This is a genomic window from Chryseobacterium sp. POL2 (genome assembly GCF_011058315.1).
Classification (GTDB): Bacteria; Bacteroidota; Bacteroidia; order Flavobacteriales; family Weeksellaceae; genus Soonwooa.
This window is the reverse complement of the sequence record NZ_CP049298.1, coordinates 1,658,882-1,678,971: the sequence shown is the minus strand read 5'-3', so window position 1 is coordinate 1,678,971 and position 20,090 is coordinate 1,658,882. Positions and strand designations below refer to the sequence as shown.

17 protein-coding genes are annotated in these 20,090 nt (G+C 34.9%); 9 read left to right on the top strand and 8 right to left on the bottom strand.

The window, feature by feature from the left end; translation table 11 throughout:
- Nucleotides 1–18: 18 nt before the first annotated feature.
- Together G6R40_RS07705 and G6R40_RS07700 are read left to right on the top strand one after the other, a co-directional pair.
- The gene (locus G6R40_RS07705; RefSeq protein ID WP_131540172.1) at nt 19–1,227 is read left to right on the top strand and encodes a TCR/Tet family MFS transporter; all 1,209 of its coding nucleotides are present in this window, start codon (nt 19–21) and stop codon (nt 1,225–1,227) included.
- Nucleotides 1,228–1,586: 359 nt separating this feature from the next.
- Nucleotides 1,587–2,114, top strand: coding sequence for an antirestriction protein ArdA (locus G6R40_RS07700; RefSeq protein ID WP_165133752.1), 528 nt, complete (start codon nt 1,587–1,589; stop codon nt 2,112–2,114).
- Nucleotides 2,115–2,391: 277 nt separating this feature from the next.
- Here the strand turns inward: G6R40_RS07700 and G6R40_RS07695 are convergent, their stop codons facing one another.
- The 3 genes from G6R40_RS07695 to tet(X) form a co-directional block, all read right to left on the bottom strand.
- Complete coding sequence (locus G6R40_RS07695) at nt 2,392–3,168, bottom strand: hypothetical protein (protein ID WP_165133749.1); 777 nt, start codon at nt 3,166–3,168, stop codon at nt 2,392–2,394.
- On the bottom strand, nt 3,101–4,783 hold the full coding sequence (locus G6R40_RS07690; protein WP_221628977.1) for a class I SAM-dependent DNA methyltransferase: 1,683 nt from the start codon (nt 4,781–4,783) through the stop codon (nt 3,101–3,103). Before G6R40_RS07690 ends, G6R40_RS07695 begins: the two co-directional genes overlap by 68 nt.
- Before the next feature lie 229 nt (nt 4,784–5,012).
- Nucleotides 5,013–6,179 carry a tetracycline-inactivating monooxygenase Tet(X) gene (tet(X), locus tag G6R40_RS07685; RefSeq protein ID WP_005783159.1) on the bottom strand — a complete coding sequence of 389 codons (1,167 nt, stop codon included), beginning with the start codon at nt 6,177–6,179 and terminating at the stop codon, nt 5,013–5,015.
- A 357-nt stretch (nt 6,180–6,536) separates the two neighbouring features.
- Between tet(X) and ere(D) the strand changes: the two genes are divergently transcribed.
- Together ere(D) and catB are read left to right on the top strand one after the other, a co-directional pair.
- Nucleotides 6,537–7,763 carry an EreD family erythromycin esterase gene (gene ere(D) / locus G6R40_RS07680; RefSeq protein ID WP_165131291.1) on the top strand — a complete coding sequence of 409 codons (1,227 nt, stop codon included), beginning with the start codon at nt 6,537–6,539 and terminating at the stop codon, nt 7,761–7,763.
- A 395-nt stretch (nt 7,764–8,158) separates the two neighbouring features.
- A complete protein-coding gene (gene catB / locus G6R40_RS07675; RefSeq protein ID WP_010256763.1) occupies nt 8,159–8,788 on the top strand; it encodes a type B chloramphenicol O-acetyltransferase in 630 nt (209 codons plus the stop codon).
- 203 nt (nt 8,789–8,991) lie between these two features.
- On the opposite strand, the gene G6R40_RS07670 is transcribed toward catB, so the two are convergent.
- Both G6R40_RS07670 and G6R40_RS15155 read right to left on the bottom strand, forming a co-directional pair.
- The gene (locus tag G6R40_RS07670; RefSeq protein ID WP_038694170.1) at nt 8,992–9,495 is read right to left on the bottom strand and encodes a trimethoprim-resistant dihydrofolate reductase DfrA49; all 504 of its coding nucleotides are present in this window, start codon (nt 9,493–9,495) and stop codon (nt 8,992–8,994) included.
- Complete coding sequence (locus tag G6R40_RS15155; protein ID WP_228455817.1) at nt 9,492–10,940, bottom strand: IS1595 family transposase; 1,449 nt, start codon at nt 10,938–10,940, stop codon at nt 9,492–9,494. The genes G6R40_RS07670 and G6R40_RS15155 overlap by 4 nt, the downstream gene beginning before the upstream one ends.
- A gap of 173 nt (nt 10,941–11,113) precedes the next feature.
- Here G6R40_RS15155 and G6R40_RS07660 point away from each other — a divergent pair, with 173 nt between their 5' ends.
- The 4 genes from G6R40_RS07660 to G6R40_RS07645 all read left to right on the top strand — a co-directional run bounded on the left by G6R40_RS07660 (nt 11,114) and on the right by G6R40_RS07645 (nt 15,062).
- Complete coding sequence (locus tag G6R40_RS07660) at nt 11,114–11,395, top strand: hypothetical protein (RefSeq protein ID WP_045089652.1); 282 nt, start codon at nt 11,114–11,116, stop codon at nt 11,393–11,395.
- A gap of 5 nt (nt 11,396–11,400) precedes the next feature.
- On the top strand, nt 11,401–12,450 hold the full coding sequence (locus tag G6R40_RS07655) for an integrase core domain-containing protein (RefSeq protein ID WP_088656288.1): 1,050 nt from the start codon (nt 11,401–11,403) through the stop codon (nt 12,448–12,450).
- A 252-nt stretch (nt 12,451–12,702) separates the two neighbouring features.
- A complete protein-coding gene (tet(36), locus tag G6R40_RS07650; RefSeq protein WP_088656287.1) occupies nt 12,703–14,622 on the top strand; it encodes a tetracycline resistance ribosomal protection protein Tet(36) in 1,920 nt (639 codons plus the stop codon).
- 80 nt (nt 14,623–14,702) lie between these two features.
- Nucleotides 14,703–15,062 (top strand): winged helix-turn-helix transcriptional regulator, encoded by a 360-nt coding sequence (locus G6R40_RS07645; protein WP_088656295.1) that lies wholly within the window; start codon nt 14,703–14,705, stop codon nt 15,060–15,062.
- A 73-nt stretch (nt 15,063–15,135) separates the two neighbouring features.
- On the opposite strand, the gene G6R40_RS07640 is transcribed toward G6R40_RS07645, so the two are convergent.
- On the bottom strand, nt 15,136–15,771 hold the full coding sequence (locus tag G6R40_RS07640) for a hypothetical protein (RefSeq protein ID WP_165133746.1): 636 nt from the start codon (nt 15,769–15,771) through the stop codon (nt 15,136–15,138).
- Between the two features lie 298 nt (nt 15,772–16,069).
- Between G6R40_RS07640 and G6R40_RS07635 the strand changes: the two genes are divergently transcribed.
- Nucleotides 16,070–17,427 (top strand): IS3 family transposase gene (locus G6R40_RS07635; protein WP_404850127.1). Its coding sequence is split into 2 segments (ribosomal slippage): nt 16,070–16,405 and nt 16,408–17,427, totalling 1,356 coding nucleotides; the frame shifts between segments, so codons are not numbered across the junction.
- On the opposite strand, the gene G6R40_RS07630 is transcribed toward G6R40_RS07635, so the two are convergent.
- Entirely contained in the window at nt 17,403–19,268 is a 1,866-nt protein-coding gene (locus tag G6R40_RS07630) for a DEAD/DEAH box helicase family protein (RefSeq protein ID WP_165133743.1), read from the bottom strand. The two genes, G6R40_RS07635 and G6R40_RS07630, sit on opposite strands and share 25 nt — an antisense overlap.
- Before the next feature lie 276 nt (nt 19,269–19,544).
- Nucleotides 19,545–19,988: a hypothetical protein gene (locus G6R40_RS07625; RefSeq protein ID WP_165133740.1), complete on the bottom strand. Its 444-nt coding sequence runs from the start codon at nt 19,986–19,988 to the stop codon at nt 19,545–19,547.
- Nucleotides 19,989–20,090 lie beyond the last annotated feature (102 nt).

The window sequence follows — 20,090 nt, the reverse complement described above, 5'->3', positions numbered from 1 at the left end:
ATTTTATTATATATAATCATGACATCAAACAAAACAAACAGTATTGTAATATTCATTACAATCACTATTATATTAGACAGTGCTGGATTTGGTATTATCTTTCCAGTATTACCCGAATTATTAGAAAAAGTCTTAAACGCTGATTTAAGTACAGCTGCCAAGTATGGCGGAATACTTACCCTTGCATATGCATTTATGCAATTTATATTTGCACCTATTCTTGGTATTCTAAGTGATTATTATGGACGTAGAAATGTATTACTGCTTTCTTTACTTGGATTCTCTATAGATTGCTTTATAATGGCTGTAGCTACTGAGTACTGGGTGTTGTTTATTAGTCGGTTAATAGCCGGTATTACAGGAGCTACATTCGCAGTAGCTTCCGCTGCAATTACGGATATCACAACTAGTACTAACAGAACCAAATATTTTGGTTATTTAAACGCGGCGTTTAATATTGGCTTTATTATTGGACCTTTAGTAGGAGGGTTATTAGGAGAGTACCACCTAACCTACCCCTTTTACTTTGCAGGAATCTTAGGTTTATTAAACGTCACTTATGGATACTTTTACTTTCCTGAGACAAATAACTTGCGTACTAAAAAACAAATTAGCTTTGCTAGCCTCTCTCCTTTACAAACCTTGAAAAGTATTAAACAATTTAAAGAACTTACAGTTTTATTTTTCGTATTCTTTTTATTATCAACGGCTTCACACAGTATGGAGAGTACTTGGTCATTTTTTACTATGATGCAATTTGATTGGAGTAAACAACACGTAGGATTTTCTCTAACTATAATAGGAATTATAGGTTTTGTAGTACAAGCCTATTTTCTCCAATACCTTTCAAAAAAACTATCTGATCAGAAGCTTATCTACATTGGGTTAATTGTAAGTTGTATAGGATTAATATTATTGGGATTTAGTACATCAGTACAACAACTATGGATAGGAATTACACTTTATTTACTGGGAAGTATTCATCAGACAGGCTTTCAATCTATGCTGTCTAAATCTCTTAATCAACAATATCAAGGAGAATTACAAGGAGTATTGGGAAGCTTAAACGGGTTAACAACTATAATAGGTCCTCCTATTTTCACCTATTGTTTTTATTTTTTTACACAAGACAATGCTCCATTATACTTACCAGGTATTGCCTTTATACTATCAGCACTATTAATTAGCACTAGTTTATATTTAATAATACAGTACAGTAGAAAATAACTTAATCATTACACATCCTCTATTCATAAATATTTGAGGGGGGATGTGTAAAACATTTAAAAAAAACCTTTTCAAACTCCCATTAATCTTTCTTATTACTTTATCAACTACAAACTTCAATAATTAGCCTATTCGTTTACTCAAATTTAATTTCTATAGTTAAGAGCCTTTGCTCTAGTATTTCAATAGGCAAAGTTTTTTAGCTTTTTAGTCTTTACAAGTTCAAGTCCTCTGAATTACTTCAATAAATCTTCCTCAAGCTTTGAGCGTATTTATTTTATAAAACTTGATGTAATCTAAAAATCAAAACTCAAGTGCTTTGAAATTAACCAGACCCTAAGGTCATAATACTATGTATCATGGAAAATTTAATGCACTCAAAAGTTTATGTTGGTACTTATGCTAAGTATAACAATGGTTCAATTAAAGGAGATTGGATTGAATTAAATAACTTTAGCTCCATTGAAGAGTTTTATGAGTTTTGCTCAGAACTTCATTCTGATGAAACAGATCCAGAGTTTATGTTTCAAGATTGGGAAAATATTCCATCTGAGTTAATCTCAGAAAGTAACCTTTCAGAAAATATCTTTTCAATTATTGAAAAAGTATCAGATTTACAGTATACTACTTTAGAGGCTTTTTCAGCTTGGATAAGTATTGACAATCATGATATTACATCAGAGAATATAGATGCTTTATTTGAACTATTTGAAGAGGATTATCAAGGACATTATAGTAGTGAAGAAGACTTCGCCTATCAGATAGTTAATGAATGTTATGATCTTTCTGATTTTGTCAAATCATACTTTGATTATGATAGCTTTGCTAGAGACCTTTTTATTAGTGATTATACTTACGAAAATGGTCATGTATTTAGAAATAGCTAATCATTTTTTGATTAATATATAACAAAAGGAGTTACCTGATTTTTAGATAACTCCTTTTGCTTTATTGTCTTTATATTCCGTATACTTTATTCATAAGGGTGTTCATTTTTAAATTAAAGTAAACTATTAATTAGTAAAGTTTTAGAATATGATTTAGGATTGTTTGGATTCAATAGTAAACATAGAGCTGTTAAGAATTAATTTTACAACAAAAAAAAGGGGGATAATTTATCTCTAAAATCTCCATTTCGTCAATACAATATTAGCCATAATTGCTTTAACCACTATATTCTTCCAATTTTTTTAGTCCTATTTCAGTTCTCCATTTATTAATTTTTTTTTCATCGACAAATTTGTAATAGATTCTTTTAAAATCGTTATCATAATCTATATTAAAAATCGTCCCATACTTTTGCGGTTTCTTAGCCTTCTTTTGTATTAAATCATATGTATCGGCAAAATACTTACAGTCAATCTCGCCTTTTATACACAACTCTTCTAATTCTTTTAAGTGTTTCTTAGCTTGTACTAAAAACAAATCTTCATATCTTAATCTAGCAAATATATAATTAGAGGCATCTCCTACTTGACTTTTTTTTGGCCATCCCTTTTTATTTATTAACTCAAAAAGTAATTTAATATTAGTATTCTCTTTTTCTGATAAAGCTATAATTCTAAAGATCTCGGCACTAAAAGTTACGTCCTTACAAGGAATATGTTTATTAATTACGCTTTCCTCATAAGTTGTCCATCTTTTATCTTCTTTAATTCCAATAAATTCTATGTCACTTAAAGATTGTACTGCAATTCGTTCATTAATATTTTCTTCTAAATAGAAAAAGCAACTATCTACTTGTCCTGCTAGCGCAAGAACTTTTGTATAATTATACTTAAATCCCCAATCCCAATGTCCCTTTTTCTTTTGGTTAAGATAATAGCTAATAGATTCGTCATATTTTCCTTCATCTCTTAAACGCACACCGGGTTCAAGTATGCCTTGTCCGAAAGAAATAGAAAAAAATAAAACAAAAATTATTGATAAATAGGTTTTCATCGTTACAGTAAACTTTTCTGAACTTTGCACTGTGGTGCGGAACTCCTGCTGTAAAAACCGCAATGCACGGATTTGTTCCAACTCCGTAAAATGTGTTTTTGTTCAGCGTTATCACGCCTTCCAATGTGTGATGTTTTAAAATGTTTTCTTTTATCGCTTGTTCTTCTTTGGATTTTCCTGTCATTGAAGATTGAGGAACGATTACAATTACTTTTCCGTCTTGGGTTATGGAATTGAGCAAATGCTCGGTAAAATTGATTTCGTATAAACTCGTATTGCTTTTGCTTCCCATTGAATAGGGTGGGTTCATCATTCCAACGGTGCAACCTTTGAGCTGTAATTGTGCAGGATTTTGTTTCAAAAAATCTTCTTGCTCCAAATTACTTTTTCCGTCTCCACGCAAAATCATATTGGTTGTTGCAATCGTGAACATATACGGCTGTAACTCCAAACCGTGCAACTGATTTTTTCTAATGTCGGCTTGTTGTTTCGGATTGTCCGTTTTCTGCAACATATCGTGCATTGAAGCAATCAAAAAACCTGCTGTTCCGCAACAAGGGTCAAAAACAACGTCAGTTGTTTTTAACTCTGCCAACTCGCAAAACAGTTCGGTTATGTGTTTTGGTGTCAATACAATGCCTAAATTTTGTCCGTCTCCACCCGAATACGACATAAATTCGCCATAAAAACGCCCCAAATAATCCTCTGCCGAATGAATGTATTTGATGTTTTTGTAAATGTTCTCGTAAAGAAATTCGGTGTAATGTTTGAGTGGCGTTTTCTTTAAATATTCATTGACTTCGTTAATCGCTTTCGTATCTTTGATTACCAAAAATTGGCTCAATAATTTGTCTTTTTTTACCTGCGGTGCTACGTTGGCTCGTTTCAGGTTTTTCTCAATGGCTTCGTAAATTTTTTCTCCGTCTGTTGTGGTTTGGTCGCCTGTTAAGCTGTCAATGTTGAAACCTTTGTATTCCATTTCTCGCAATGCCAACAAAATTCCCGAAACAATCAAAGGTTTGTCTTTGTCTTGAATACTGCCGTAATTCCGCAAATCTTCGTGAAGATTTTTTGCGTCTTTCAGAATTTCTTCGGTTGTCTTTTCGTCTGGCGTTTGTTCTTTGAGAATGGTTTTTGTGTAGTATTCGTCAATGTTCTTTTCGTTGAAAAGTGTAAACGTTTCAACGTCTTCCAACTCTTTGTAACCGCCTCTTTCGTCAATAAAAATAGGCGAGATTTTGTGGCGTTTTTCATTGCCCGAAATTCCAAAGGCAATGATTTTTTTGTAAGATGTGTTTTTTGATAAGTGTAATCCGTAAAACAACGCACCGTTTACAGCATAGTTTTTCACGTTTGCAACTTCGCTACAAATTACGTCTTTGTCGTTGCGTTTGATGTGTTGCGAAACGTCTGCTTTGTTTTCAATGATGAGAACAAAATCTTTGACAACTCCGCAATATTCAGGAAATCCGACTTTGCCTGTTCCTGCTTTTGAAGCGGTTTTTAGGGCTTCGTCAATTTCTTTGATGTTGCTTCCTTGTGGATGTAAATCTATGTTTGCTTCTTTGAGTATATCTCTTACCCAAAAATCTGTCAGTACTTCTTTTTTTGCCATTGCCGTTCCGTTACGGCAACAAAGTCAAAACGGATTTTTGTCGGACTGCTGATGTTAGCACGGTCGTCCGTTAGCTTTGCCGCCAACGGCTGGCAAATTGGCGATGGAGCCGACTTTTAGCACAAATGTTGAATAGAATTACTAATCTTCAACATTGCACAAAAGTTCAATAGAAGTACTTCACCGGCTCTATTGCCAATTTGTTTGTTATGTGCCGTTTTATTCCATTTTATACATTTAACAATTGCTGAAACGTAAAGTCGGGTTTAAACATTTCAATTTCGTTTTGAGTTGATTCTTCTTGTGCTTCTTTGCCATAGATAAACATTTGCTGTTCATAATTTTTAACAGCCTCTTCAATGCTATTAAATTTTCCATCGGCTAGATTATCAGACAATATCAAGGCATCCACCAACCCACTATTTACTCCCTGCCCTGCAAAAGGCGGCATCAAATGTGCGGCATCCCCAATCATTGTTATGGGTAATGGGCGCTTGCTTTTCCAAGGCTTTTCTAAAGGAAATATCCGTGTAGCCAATCCTACAAATGACAACGTCGTATGAATCAATTCTTTGTAGCGTTCGTCCCAATCGGAAAATTCTTTCAGAAGAAAATCAACGACACTATTTCTGTTTTGAAAATCTACCTGCGTTTGGTTTTTCCATTCATCAGGTGTTTTAAAACTTATTCCAAAATGCAATGCACCATTATTATTGGGGTTAGCAAATAATAAATTACCTTGGTGAGATGCCATTAGCCGGTTTCCATTGCATAGCTGAAAAAATCCAGGACAGTTTATCTCTGGTTGATGAATATCGGCTTGTATATTGAAAGTACCTGTTTCTTCAACTTCCGTGTCGGTAACAAATTTTCTTACCTTGGACATCCCGCCATTGGCAAGAATAACCAAATCTGCTGTTTCACTCGGTTTATTCTCAAAAGTTAGTGTCCACTTCTTCTTACCAGGTTCAAGCATAACAAGTTTTCTATCCCAAATAACCGTGTCGTTTTCTAAACTATTCAACAAGATAGCCCTTAAGTCATTTCTGTTTATTTCAGGATTGTCAAATCGATTTTCGGGCTTTACATTTTTTGTGGATAAAATATTGCCTTTTTTATCAGCAATATTTACACCCATTGGTAAGGCTAAGTCATAATAAGTTTGTAACAATCCCGCTTTTTTCATTGCTTCCTGACCTGAACCTTTGTGTAGGTCAAGGGTTCCACCAAAAATTCTTGCCTCTCGGTCGTTGTCTCTTTCGTAAACTGAAACGTCTATGCCGTTTTGCTGTAATAATTTTGCCATAGTCAGTCCAACGGGTCCACCACCAATTATTGCAACGTTCTTATCACTAAGTAAATTCATTTGTTTGTCTGTATCTATTCGCATTGTCATTCAAAAATGGCCCATAACGGGAAACGCATTGGCGAAGTGGCGGATAAATTGGACAAAAAGTTCAATTTAGCGAGAACGTAGCCGATGTGTTTCCACAGAGCTAACTTACAAATAAAAAGCGAATGTGGAACACATTCGGCGGAATAAAATGCAGAAACTTTCAATTTAGCACTTAACCTGCCATTTTGCCAATGCGATGTTATGTGAAGGAATTTTTAGTATCTTTGTATTCAAATAATTCACATTTTATGTATTTCAGCAAGCCTTGGTAATTAAAAATTAAAGTAAATTATTAAATCGTCTTTTTGAGACGGTTGCTATTTGGTACGTTAATTTTTAATTTAAAATAAGGTAATAATGAAAAATATAAAACCCTTAACTTTTCCGTTTAATTCGGAAAATAATACATCCATAAAACAAAGTCTTTTTCGATTTCGAGAATATTTTGATTCTTCTACAATTGTTGGTTTAGGCGAAAACGCACATTTCATAAAAGAGTTTTTTACATTCAGGCATCAAGTTATTGAGTTTTTAGTAACTGAATGTGATTTTGACACCTTGGCATTTGAGTTTGGTTTTTCTGAAGGATTAGAAGTTGATAAGTGGATAAAATCACAAATTCCATTCGACGATTTGGATAAGTTACTGTCACACTTTTATTATCCAAATGAGTTTAAAGATACTTTGCTATGGCTTCGTCGGTATAATCAAGACAATAATAATCAAATTACCTTTTTAGGTGTGGATATTCCTAAAAATGGAGGTTCTTATTTTCCAAACTTTCGTATTGTATCTGATTATTTGCAAAGACTTTCAATCGTTTCTTCTGATGTCTTACAGAAGATTTTAAATCTTGCTGAGAAATTTGATTTCTATTCGACTTCTCAGCTTGCGTTAAATTTATCGCTTTTTGATGAAGCTGAACATAATGAATTAAAAGCATTGCTATTAAAAGTTTACATTCGTTTGGTCACTCTTCAACCAAAACTGGAAAGTTTAGAGTTTCAATCGATACTTCATCAAGTTAAAGGCTTGATTTATATGAATTATAATGCTGATGCTATGGAAAGCTTCATTACTGAAAAGGGAATTGAGGGAGATATGGGAGCAAAAGACCAGTATATGGCAGAAAGTATTGATTGGTTTTTGAAAAATTCACTTGGTAAAAAGATTATTTTAGTTGCCCACAATGCTCACATTCAAAAAACTCCGGTGGATTTTGACGGATTTATTAGTTGTTATCCAATGGGGCAAAGACTTTCGATGACTTTTGGAGAAAAATACAAAGCATTTGCAATAACTAATCTACGTGGAGAAACTGCCGCATTGTATCCTGATAATGATTATCAATTTGGTTTTAGGGTTGATAAATTTCCACTTGATTCTCCAGAGTCGGATTCTGTTGAATTTTTTATGCAGGAATTATCAGGAAAAGAATGCTGTTTAATAATCAATAAAAGTAAGGAATTAAAAAATTGTAGTAAGATTCGTTTTGATTCTATATATCTAAAAACTGAAATAGTAGATTCTTTTGATGGGATTTTCCTAATAGAAAAATCAACTGTTTCAGAAATAGTGGATTGAGAATAATGTAAATTTGATTTCGAAAAGGTACTTTCTTTTTTGGAGGTGCCGTTTTATTCTTTCACATAACGGGAAACGCATTGGCGAAGTGGCGGATAAATTGAACCGAAAGTTCAATTTAGCAGTGACGTAGCCGATGTGTTTCCACAGAAGCTAAATTATTAAAAAAAAGCTGAATGTGGGACACATTCGGCGGAATAAAAAGCACAAAAGTTGAATTTTGAACTTAACCCGCCATTTTGCCAATGCGATGTTATGTGTAGTTTTTTAGTATCTTTGTCAGATGAAATTATCAGATTAGCAAATTTACTTTACGCAACGTATAGGAAGAGAATAGTTTAGTATTATTCTTCGTTTCCTTATTGTCTCTTATTGTAAATTAAATATGTTAAATAATGAAAAATTACTTCGAAAGTCCTTTTAAAGGAAAAATAATCAAAGACCACATAACTAATCCCAATATAATTTCGGGTAAATATTCTTATTATTCTGGTTATTATCACGGTCATTCATTTGACGATTGTGCTCGTTATCTGTTTCCGGACAGGAATGATGTCGATAAACTAATTATCGGTTCTTATTGTTCAATAGGGAGCGGTGCAAGTTTCATAATGGCAGGTAATCAAGGTCATAAATATGATTGGATTTCCAGTTTTCCATTTTTTTATATGTCTGAATTTGATGTTTTCAGTAAAAGCCAAGATGGATTTCAAAAAGCAGGAGATACAGTTGTTGGGAATGATGTTTGGATTGGTAGTGAAGCTATGATAATGCCAGGAGTTCAGATAGGAGATGGAGCTGTTATTGGCAGTCGTGCTTTGGTTACAAAAGATGTTGAACCTTATTCAATTGTAGGGGGAAATCCAGCCAAATTGATAAAAAAGAGATTTAGTGATGATGACATCCAAAAATTGCAGGAAATGAAATGGTGGGAATGGGATGAAGAAACCCTTTTTGAAGCAATGCCAATTCTTTGTTCAAATAAAATCGATTTGTTGTACAAGTTTTTTAGAAAAATGAAATGATAAAAAGAAGGTTCCGAAATTCGGAGCCTTTTTGTTTTAACTGCGTTTGCGGCTAAAATTACACATAACTTATTTATTGATACGGCTTTTCTGTACAAAACAGCATAATACTTGATGTTTTTGTGCAGGTTTGTTTCTTTATTTGATCAAATATAACGAAAGTAGGTAGACAATGATTTCTTATTTCTCATCAAGTAATCACGTTACCTCCAATACCTTTTCACTTCAAACGCATAGGCATTTTTCTCATCCACTGCTTGGGTTGCTACCGTTTCAACATTCCAAGCGACAGCTTCGAATTTCGGGAAGAAGGTATCTGCACCAAATTCGCCCTGCACATGGGTAATAAACATCTCTTGAACACAATCAAGCGCTAAAGCTTCTCGGTAAATTTGTCCGCCTCCAATTATGAAAACGGTTCGTTCCACTTCATTTTTATAATGATCCAAACAGGATTCCAAGGAAGAAAAAACAACTGCTCCAGGAGCATGATATTCGGTATTGCGTGTTAAGACCGCATTCTCGCGGTTGGGCAACGGCCGAAAACGTTCCGGAATGGAATCGTAGTTTTTTCTACCTGTAACCACAATATGTCCCGTGGTTGTTTCTTTGAAAAATTTCATATCTGCAGGCAAATGCCACATCAAATCATTGTTCTTTCCAATACCGAATTGCTGATCAACAGCAACAATCAATGCTACTTTCATGGAAGTACTTTGTAAATTGTAGGTGAAATGAACACCATGCGGGGATTTGGAATTACTGCATCGTGAACCTGTGTTCCCCTGGCCTCTTCTTCCGTGAGAAAATAACCAATTACCCAATGATAGGTTCCATCCGGAGCCACCACCTTGTGGATCGTTGGGGTGAATTTTTTTGAGAAATTAATTGGATTGCGAAGTATCCCTTCTGAATACTCTTGGGCATAATACCCTGACAAAAGCAATTTGTAATGAGTCACAACCGTGGAATCAGCATCTACCTTATATTCAACAGATCCTTTCGAATGACTTTGAAAAAGTGCTCTTGAATCGGTGTAAAACAAGTTGCTTTTGGTTTGTACCTCAGGGGTGAAAAAATCCGGACGATGGATGCCATAATCAAACTCCGGTAGAATATAAAATGGTTTCACTGCAGCTTCTTGACGCGGATAAACCCAAGTGAAGGTATGTGTCACGTGTTCAATGTTGACTGCCTCGCTACTTTTTACCAAATCAGCCCGCAAAATCATACCGCCATCCTTGTAACGATCCCGCTGATTGGACACGAAATTACCCAGTGACCAAGCTGTTAGCCGCTGTTTCCCGTTAACTTCTTTCAATTCAACAGGCTGTAAAACATGAGGATGACCACCTATGACCATATCTGCGCCTTGGTCATAACAAAACTTTTCCCATTTTTTCTGATAACTGTTGGGCAAGCTTTGGTATTCAGTTCCCCAATGCATGGTACAAATGATCGCATCTGGTTTCAAGTCGCGTGCTTTTTTAAAATCAGCCAACATCATTGCGCTATCAATATAGTTGATGATCAATGGTGCAGCAACCGACAACCCGTTGGTTCCTTCACTTTGATGGCTATCCAGTACCCTGGCCTTGAAATAACGCACATGCTTCTCCTTTTTGCCCGTTTCGATATCTTCCAACGGGGTGCTTTCGGCCATCACCGCAACGTTCTGCTTTCCCTCGGCTCCCCGGCCACGTGTACCCTTGCCTCGCTCGATTTCCTTACTGGCCACCGAAAAGTAACCCTCATCCAGTTCTATCATCCCTTCCAGTGTATACCTTGCATCCCGGTTGCCCATCGCCCTGCGGAGTTTGTGTACCATCGCCCATACCGGTTCGTAACGCTTCAATCCTAATTGCTTCTGGAGTTCGTTGGTGGAGAATCCCTTTTTTGTGCAACTCATCAGGAACATCGTTTTGTACCACACCAGAAACGGCAGCTTGGAGCTCTCCATGTTCGTACCGCTGCGCAACGAGGTGCGGAAACGGCAACCTTTGCATTCATAACTCCATTTACCCTGTAACCAATAATGGGAAGTGCCCCCGCATCGCTTGCAGACAACCCCTTCCTTATCACGCTGCTCCTTGAAATGCAAACGACAATCTTCCTCCGAACCGAAATGAGCCGTAAAACTGAATATGTTCATAATCCCTGCTTTTTGAGCGCTAATATACTAAAAATATTAGGTGTGTTTGCGGAGAATCAGATTATTTTTTTACTTCAAGTTGATTCTAAATATTTTACCTATTATATTTGCACTATATATTAGCCCTCAAATAAACCGAGCAGTAAAAAATAAAAGTTATTTTTACAACTGCTATGGAAAAGAGGAAAAATTTTACATCGAAAATCAAGGCTGAATTAGTTTTATCCTTGTTGCGTGGAGAGGATCCGGAGCTGCTTAGCCGTGAATACGGAGTTACTCTGGCTGATATCAACCTTTGGCGGGATCAATTTATCGAGAGTGGTACCGACGGGTTCAAACGTAAACCCGACGATTCGAGGCTGGGTGCTGCCGAGCGTAAGATCGGGCAACTGCAGATGGAGCTCGAACTCACAAAAAAAAAGAACGAATTGGCAGCAAAACTAAAAAGGAAATAATCTCCATGCTGATAGAGGAACATTATCCATTAACCGGGAAACCATATCCGAAGCGTTTGATATTCAAGGTAGTCGGCTACAGCAGCAGCACCTGGTATGAAAACCCTACTCCCAAAACAGGGAAACGGGGCAGAAAACCCAAGCATAGCGATGAAGAGGTTTTACAGGAGATTAAGGAAGAAATTAAGAAGAGTACATTCAACGCTGAAGGTTATCTGAAAGTGAAGAAGCGCATGGGTAAAAGGAAGATAAACGCTCTGGTAGCCGGCAAGGCACGTGTGAACCGCATCATGCGGGAAAACAACCTGCTGAGCCCCTACAGAAGGCCCGGGAAGACGAATAAGCGCGAACATGATGGTACTATAATCACGGATGCACCCAATGTAATGTGGGCCACTGACGGGAAGAGGTTTTGGATTGATGGGTCAGGTTGGCATTGGTTCTTTGGTGTGATCGATCACTTTAACGATGAGATTATCTCATGGCATATTGCAAGGAAAGGCAACCGGTTTGCCGCCATGGAGCCTGTTAGGGCCGCTGTACGGAAGACTTTCGGTTCGGTAGGTAAGGATGTGTGTAAAGGAATGAAGTTGCAATTAAGAAGCGACCATGGCTCGCAGTATGACTCTGCTGATTTTATGAATGAAATGAAATTCCTGGGATTGGAGGTGTCCAAAGCGTTTGTACGGTCACCGCAATGCAACGGGATAATAGAGCGGTTTCACCGCACCCTGGAAGAACAGGTGTTGCAAACAGAAACATTTTCTTCCTTTGAGGAAGCTTATAACAGTATTAATCAATTTATTAATGACTACAACACGGATTGGATATTTCATAGACTGGAATACTGTTCTCCTGTAGAATACAGGGAAAAGTACGCCGAAAGCCAGCGAAAAGAAAATGATGACATACCATCGGGCAATAAGGATCCTGAGGTTCAGCTTGTCCTCATTTCAAGTGGCTCAATGCCACGAAGAAATGAAATAGCTCTTCAGTCAATGATAAAAGGGGCAATTACTTACAGTAACACCCCTTCAATAAATCCTTCGGTATAATATATCACCATCGGATCAGCTTGTCCGATACAAAAGTAATAAAAAAGATTAAATACAATTAATGTGCTCGGTTATTACGGGCTAATACAGTTGATTTTAAAATTTATTTTCTACCTTTGTCACACTATGCGGCAGTAAATAATATAATTAGAAATACGAATTCAAGTTCTTGTGGTACATTCTACCATCAAGGATGTATTTTTTATGTGATGCATTTCTACAAAGCATCCGCTATATTATTTACAAAATCAAATGAAAACTATAAATATAGGTATTCTTGCACATATTGATGCAGGAAAAACCTCCATTACTGAGAACTTGCTATTTGCTAGTGGAGCAACTGAGGTACGTGGAAGTGTGGACAAAGGTAATACCACAACCGATTCGATGGATATTGAAAAACGAAGAGGTATCACCGTTAGAGCTTCTACAACGTCTATTCAATGGAACGATACAAAGATTAATATTATCGACACTCCTGGACACATGGACTTTCTAGCAGAAGTGGAACGCACTTTTAGAATGCTAGATGGTGCTATTCTTGTGGTGTCTGCTAAAGAGGGTATTCAAGCTCAAACGAGATTGTTGTTCAATGTCTTGCAACAACTAGAAATTCCAGCCATTCTATTTATCAACAAAATAGATAGAGAGGGAGTAAATCTAAATCAGCTTTATTTCGAAATACAAAATAGCCTTTCAAAAGATATTCTTCTTATGCAATCCGTTGATGGCAAGATTTTAACTTCTAGCTGTACAATACACAACATATCAGAAAAGGACAGAGAAACAATTTTGGAGAAAGATGATTCTTTGCTTGAAAAATACTTAAGCGATACGCAACTCTCAAATTCAGACTATTGGAGTTCAATGATTCATCTTGTTCAATTCGCTAAACTACATCCTATCTACCATGGCTCAGCAATGTATGGCATTGGTATCGAAGATTTGCTAAACTCAATCACTACTTTTATTGAAACATCTCTACCTCAAGAGAACGATTTATCTGCCTATGTCTATAAAATTGAGCATAATAAGAAGGAACAGAAACGAGCCTATCTAAAGATTATAGGGGGAAGCCTTAGAACAAGAAAATCATACAACCTCAATGGCTCAGATGAGAATCTGAAAATAAGAAGTTTAAAGACCTTTTACGCTGGAAACGAAATAGATGTAGATGAAGTTTCTACAAACGATATTGCAATTTTAGACCATGCCGAAAGTCTGATGGTAGGTGATTATTTAGGAACAATGCCAAGTTTATTTGATAAATTGAATATTCCTAGTCCTGCTCTCAAATCATCTATACATCCTGCCAAAGTAGAGGATAGGAGTAAATTAATTTCTGCTATGAATGTATTATCGGTAGAAGATCCATCTTTAACGTTTGGTATCAATGCTGATAATAATGAGCTAGAAGTTTCTCTTTATGGAGCAACTCAACGGGAAGTTATTTTGACTTTGTTGGAGGAGCGATTTTCGGTAGATGCTTACTTTGAAGAGGTGAAAACGATTTATAAGGAACGTCTGAAAACGAAATCGGAATACACCATTCATATCGAAGTGCCACCTAATCCTTATTGGGCATCTATTGGCTTGATTATAGAACCTTTGCCAATCGGTGCGGGACTTACGATAGAGAGCGATATTTCATTGGGCTACTTGAATCAATCTTTTCAGAATGCAGTATTCGATGGAGTCAAGAAAGCCTGTGAATCGGGTTTGTATGGCTGGGAAGTAACCGACCTTAAAGTCACTTTTTCTCACGGAATCTATTATAGTCCAGTGAGCACACCTGCCGACTTTAGAAGTTTAGCTCCCTATGTTTTTCGATTGGCTTTACAACAAGCTGATGTTGAGTTGTTGGAGCCAATCTTAGATTTTAAATTGCAAATTCCAATAGCTGTGAATGCTAGGGCTATTACAGACATCAACAAGATGCAAGGCGAAATATCTACTATTACTTCAGATGGTGATTGGACTACTATTTTGGGTGAAATTCCTTTAGATACTAGTAAAGAATACTCAGCAGAAGTCAGCTCCTACACTCAAGGCTTGGGCATTTTTGTTACTCGATTTTCGGGCTATCAAATCACCAATAAAAAGGTAAGCAGAAGTGTAGAACTGAATGAAAAAGATAAATTGATGTATATGTTTGAGAAGGAATTAGGATAAGAGAATGATAAGCAAAATAATCAAAGAATGCATTCTCGCACTATTTTTGTATCTTGTTCCTACAAATTAACTATACAATTATGTCTGAAAGAAAAATCCCTATATATCTAGAATGTGGTTATAGCATTGCTATGCAGGTGCTTGGCGGAAAGTGGAAAATTTGCATCATAGAAGCACTTCGAGATAAGCCACTACGCCCAAGTCTGATATTCAAGGAGGTGCCTGATGCAACAGAACGTGTAATAAATCAACAACTTAAAGAATTGTTGGAGTATAAGATTATAGATAGAAAAATTTATGCAGAACAACCACCTCGTACTGAGTATTTTCTGACTGATTTAGGTCGTTCCGCATTTCCTATTCTAGACGCATTGGACCAATGGGGCGAGGAAAATAGAAAGTTCTATGAGGAGTTGTTTAATGCTGAAGATGAAGACTAAATGGACTTTAAATAAAAAACAGTGCTTATATATCCAAAGAATATATAGGCACTATTTCTATCGATAATATAATTTAGCTGAGTTGTTTTGTGGCAGCTATTACAATTTCTCGGATACATACAAAATCCTCTTTTCCATGTTGTATTACCACAAAATTTTTCTCTTTAATGCCATAATGTATAACTTTACTTTGTCTATTACCAATTCCTTTGATAATTGATTTCCAATATTTTTCGTCAAATAATATTCTCGATGAAATGCCTTTTTTCTCTAGTTGTTTTTTTATTAAGTATATATCTAAATCAATTGCATTTGAACTAAATTTTGGCGCATTTAAAAGATAAATTTCACTAGAAGATTCATTAAATTTAACATAGTATGTCATTAATTTTATGGTTTCTGGATTATTGACAAACTCCAACCTCCAATCATTTACATTTGGTTTATATTTCTTAATAATACTTTGTAAATTTTGTTTGTCAGAAAGTTTTAAATCAATTTCATCAAATAAATCTTTTAGAACACTTATATTATTTCTAAATTTCGAATTATTAACTTCCCTAAATAATCTTTTCCAACTTACATCTCTTGATTCATTTTGAATGAAATTCCAATTTTTAGAATATATTAGATAATCTCCTATACAAAGCATAGCGCTTCTAAAATTTTCATTTTCATAATTTTTTAAACCTTTATCATCAAAAAACATTTTATAAATTGAAAAATATTTTGAAAGATTATCAAAAATTATTCTTTCTGTTTCATTGTCCCAACTTAACGTTGGATCATTGTTATAATGTTCAAATATATCTGCAAAGTGTAATAAAATTGCAATATGTCCTCTTAAATATTTATCTTTTTCTATTTCAATTATTAAATTTTTCCATTTTGATGATTTTGAAATTAGAATAATTTTAATTACTTCTTCCTGTAAATCGTCAGCAAAAAGTGGACATTATAATATAAAAACTTAAGGAGTGTTTTCAAAAAAAGAATTAGCTTTAATTATGGGAACACCGAAGAAAAAAAGTACAGAAACATTTGTAAAAGACATTCGCAAGAATACGCGCAGGATTTTTACAGCCGAACAAAAGATTTTAATCGTGATGGAAGGACTTCGCGCTGAGACTTCTGTAGCAGAATTATGCAGGAAACACAGCATTGCCCAATCTCAGTTTTATGCTTGGAACAAAGAATTTATGGAAGCTGGTAAAAAACGACTCAACGGAGATGTTGAAAGGGAAGCGACCAGTGATGAAGTATCAGATTTAAAAAAGGAAAATGCCAGGCTCAAAGAGATGGTAGCTGATTTGGTTCTGCGTTACGACATCGTAAAAAAAAGTTTAGACATGCTGGATTGATCCATAAATACAGAAAATATATGAGATTATCAGCAGGAGAGAAATACGAACTAATTCAAAGCGTTACCACCAGTGAAATAGGCGTCAAGCGTACTTTGGAGAGCTTTGGAATTGCAAGAAGCACTTTCTATAAATGGTATCAAAAATATCTTGAAAATGGTTATGATGGCTTAAAAACCTCAAAAAGAAAGAGCAAAAGACAATGGAACAGCATCCCCGAGGAACAAAAAGATTTGGTAGTGGAAATCGCACTAGAACATACCGAGCTTTCTTCCAGAGAATTGGCACATAAAATCACAGATGAACAAGGTATTTTTATTTCAGAATCAAGCGTTTATCGGATCTTAAAGCAAAGGGACTTGATAGCGGCACCTAATCATTTTTTGATTGCTGCTGCAAATGAATTTAAAGATAAAACCAATTTTGTACATCAAATGTGGCAGACGGATTTCACGTATTTCAAAATTGTGGGTTGGGGTTGGTACTATCTAAGTACGATTTTAGACGATTACAGCAGATATATCATTCATTGGGAACTTTGTGATTCGATGAAAGCCGAAGATGTAAAAAGAACGGTAAATACAGCGATTGAAAAAGCAAAATTGAAGTCCAAAGTCAAACCCAGATTACTTTCAGACAACGGACCTTGTTACATCTCAAATGAGCTGAAAACCTATCTGAAAGAGGATTTGAAGATGAAACAGGTTCATGGAAGACCCATGCATCCCCAGACTCAGGGCAAAATTGAACGCTATCACAGAACGATGAAAAACGTGGTGAAATTGAATCATTTTTATCATCCAGAAGAACTCATAGAGGCATTGGAAATATTTGTAAATAATTACAATACAAATCGTTACCACGAGTCATTAAACAACTTGACTCCAGCCGATGTCTATTTTGGAAGATCTGAGCAGATTTTAGAAAAAAGAAAGCAAATAAAAGAGCATTCTATCAAAAAAAGAAGACAGTTGTATAATCAACAAAAATTAATAAATTTATAATCCGAAATACTCCTTAAGGATTTAACTGAAACTGTCCAATTTAGTTTGAAGACGTACACCTGACTATTTCTAGCAGAAAGGAACATTACTGCATCAAGCGAAGGAACATCTACACCTTCACTCAAACATCTTACGTTGGTAAGCACTCTACATTCATCTTGTTTGGGTTCATCTTTTAGCCAAGTAAGAAGTTCTTCTCTTTGTGTGGCAGACATAGAACCGTCAATATGTTTTGAGGCTACAGAAACCGTAACATCTTTATTTTCTTGAGGTAACACTTCAATATATTCCCCAGATATTCCGTTGAAAGTTTGGGTAATAGTTTGGGAATTTGCAATGGTAGAACAAAACGCAACTGCACGTTTCATAGGATTAGGGTCTGTAGATTTTATTAAACCTTCATCGCCCAAAACTTGTTTAGAAAGTGCATTGATACAGCCGATTAATTTCGGCATATCATCTATTTTTATTTCGTGTTCCCCATTAGAAATCATATTCTGAATTACTGGCGGAACATCGTTCTCACTCAAAGTAAGAATGAGAACTTTATAATCGGTAAGTAATTTTTTTTCAACGGCTTCGCCAAAACCAATTCTGTAAATTTCTTCGCCATAAATTTTTTCATCGTCCATAGACCAAAGTAAAGCTTCGGCTTGAGCTGCCTTGCTTTTGGTTTCTTGGTCGTACAAACGAGGAGTAGCGGTCATATAAAGCCTTTTTTTGGCTTTAATGAAGTCATTATCGTGTACTTTGGTAAAAGCAGATTCGTCTTCTGTAGCCAATTTTGCGCCTGTCGTTCGGTGTGCTTCATCACAAATAATTAAATCAAATTCCGAATATTCAGGATAAATTTTGGCTAATTCTTTCTGTGCTTTAGAAATGACCTCAATAGATTGATAGGTAGAAAAAACCACTGTCATTCCATCATTAGAATATAATTTTAAACTTTTGAATTGATGAATAATATTGGGAACATTGGTAGAAGCAGGCAAAGCCAAATCAATTACTGAAGAAGTATCAATATCCTCAACTTTAGTTTTTTTCTTGGTAATTTCTGGGTCAGAGCAAATACAGATTGGATTTATCTTTTCTAAAGATTGTGCACTCCATTCATTCAAAGTTTGTCCAAGAAGTGCGATAGAAGGAACTAAAAAAAGAACCAACCCTTTTCCATTGGTTTCATTTTCAGCAATACGAAGCGAAGTAAATGTTTTACCAGTTCCACAAGCCATAATTAGTTTTCCTCTTTCATTTTCTTGAAAATATTCATGTGTTTTTTCAAGAGCATCTTTTTGATGTTTTTTAAGAGGATATTTTTTGGTTCTTGCTTGTTCGCCTGTAATATTGTTTTCTAATTTTTCCCATTCTACAGGTGCATTTGCTAAATCGTGAACATTAATTCTAGAAACTTGTGGACTTTGATTTTTAAGTGATTCTTCGGCATTATTTGTCCATTTACTAGATGTAGAAACCCATAATCTTTGAGCAAAGTGAACGGTTTTTATAGTTTCAACATCTTTAAATGTTCTACTAGAAGTAGCCAAAAAAGTATCTACAGATTTCTTGTCTATGGTTGTATCTTCAGCATAACACTTACATTGTATCGCCCAATAATCGCCATTATTGGTTAATGCAACTAAATCTATTCCTGTATCCGTGCTTCCCAAATCAGCTTTTGATGGAAATTCATTCCAAAGCCAAACTTTTTTGAATAAGTTTGAATATTTAGGGTCAGTTAATAAATAGGCTTTTATTAGTCTTTCAAAACGTTCTCCTTTATCTTTTTCAGAAAATGAAATTTTACGGTATTTATCAAGAATAGATAGAAATTTATTCGGCATATTTGTTTTTAAGAATTATATAATTCTCAAAATTACAAAAAGCAAATGAAAGAAAATTACGGAAAAACATAATTTTCATTTCTTTTTAAATTCAATTCAATAATCTTAACTATTATTAAGTAGGGAATTAAAAATAAATTTTGAAAATAGTTAAAATAAAATGACACATTAAAGATAATATGCCTGATTTAAAAGTTATAGAATTAATGAAAAATACCTTTAACCTAATATAAATTGTGAGTTTTTTGAATCTAAAATAGAAGTAGGTTGCAAGATTTAGTAAAAGAAATTTTTCTTTTTAACTATTTTATTGAGTACAACTATCAATTTTAAAAAATCTGGAGTATTATCTGAATTTTTGGAAGAGATGGTGTTATTTATTTTGTCAACGTAAGGAAATTGATTGCTTCCAAAGGATTTTTTTATTTTTTTAAGATTATTGTATTTTATTTCAATTTCCCATTGTGTGCCATCCATTACATCCTCATTTGAATAGTTTTCGTCCCAAGATAAGAGAGAAATATCATTGAGTACTTCTATTAAGCTACTTATTGAATTGATTGTTAAGTGATTTTCTTTAGATAAGATGTTTTCTGAAAATCCGTATTGTGATTTCATCAACTCAAAATAATTATCTTTAATAATTATCTGTCTATTCCCTTCAAAATAACCACCTATTTGAAAGTAAAAATATTCGATAGAATTAATGTGTTTGAGCATAAAATCAAAATTACAAAAACAATTGATAGAAAATTATAGAATCCTTAAAATGTAATTCAAAAAAAACACCCAATTTTAAAAAATTGGGTGTAATTTTGGGTG

What these genes read in the sequence shown, in the direction of transcription:
- G6R40_RS07705 (WP_131540172.1), top strand. Translation starts at nt 19, where the DNA reads ATGACATCAAACAAAACAAACAGTATTGTAATATTCATTACAATCACT.
- G6R40_RS07700 (WP_165133752.1), top strand. Translation starts at nt 1,587, where the DNA reads ATGGAAAATTTAATGCACTCAAAAGTTTATGTTGGTACTTATGCTAAG.
- G6R40_RS07695 (WP_165133749.1), bottom strand. Translation starts at nt 3,168, where the DNA reads ATGAAAACCTATTTATCAATAATTTTTGTTTTATTTTTTTCTATTTCT.
- G6R40_RS07690 (WP_221628977.1), bottom strand. Translation starts at nt 4,783, where the DNA reads ATGGCAAAAAAAGAAGTACTGACAGATTTTTGGGTAAGAGATATACTC.
- catB (WP_010256763.1), top strand. Translation starts at nt 8,159, where the DNA reads ATGAAAAATTACTTCGAAAGTCCTTTTAAAGGAAAAATAATCAAAGAC.
- G6R40_RS07670 (WP_038694170.1), bottom strand. Translation starts at nt 9,495, where the DNA reads ATGAAAGTAGCATTGATTGTTGCTGTTGATCAGCAATTCGGTATTGGA.
- G6R40_RS15155 (WP_228455817.1), bottom strand. Translation starts at nt 10,940, where the DNA reads ATGAACATATTCAGTTTTACGGCTCATTTCGGTTCGGAGGAAGATTGT.
- G6R40_RS07660 (WP_045089652.1), top strand. Translation starts at nt 11,114, where the DNA reads ATGGAAAAGAGGAAAAATTTTACATCGAAAATCAAGGCTGAATTAGTT.
- G6R40_RS07655 (WP_088656288.1), top strand. Translation starts at nt 11,401, where the DNA reads ATGCTGATAGAGGAACATTATCCATTAACCGGGAAACCATATCCGAAG.
- G6R40_RS07645 (WP_088656295.1), top strand. Translation starts at nt 14,703, where the DNA reads ATGTCTGAAAGAAAAATCCCTATATATCTAGAATGTGGTTATAGCATT.
- G6R40_RS07640 (WP_165133746.1), bottom strand. Translation starts at nt 15,771, where the DNA reads ATGTTTTTTGATGATAAAGGTTTAAAAAATTATGAAAATGAAAATTTT.
- G6R40_RS07630 (WP_165133743.1), bottom strand. Translation starts at nt 19,268, where the DNA reads ATGCCGAATAAATTTCTATCTATTCTTGATAAATACCGTAAAATTTCA.
- G6R40_RS07625 (WP_165133740.1), bottom strand. Translation starts at nt 19,988, where the DNA reads ATGCTCAAACACATTAATTCTATCGAATATTTTTACTTTCAAATAGGT.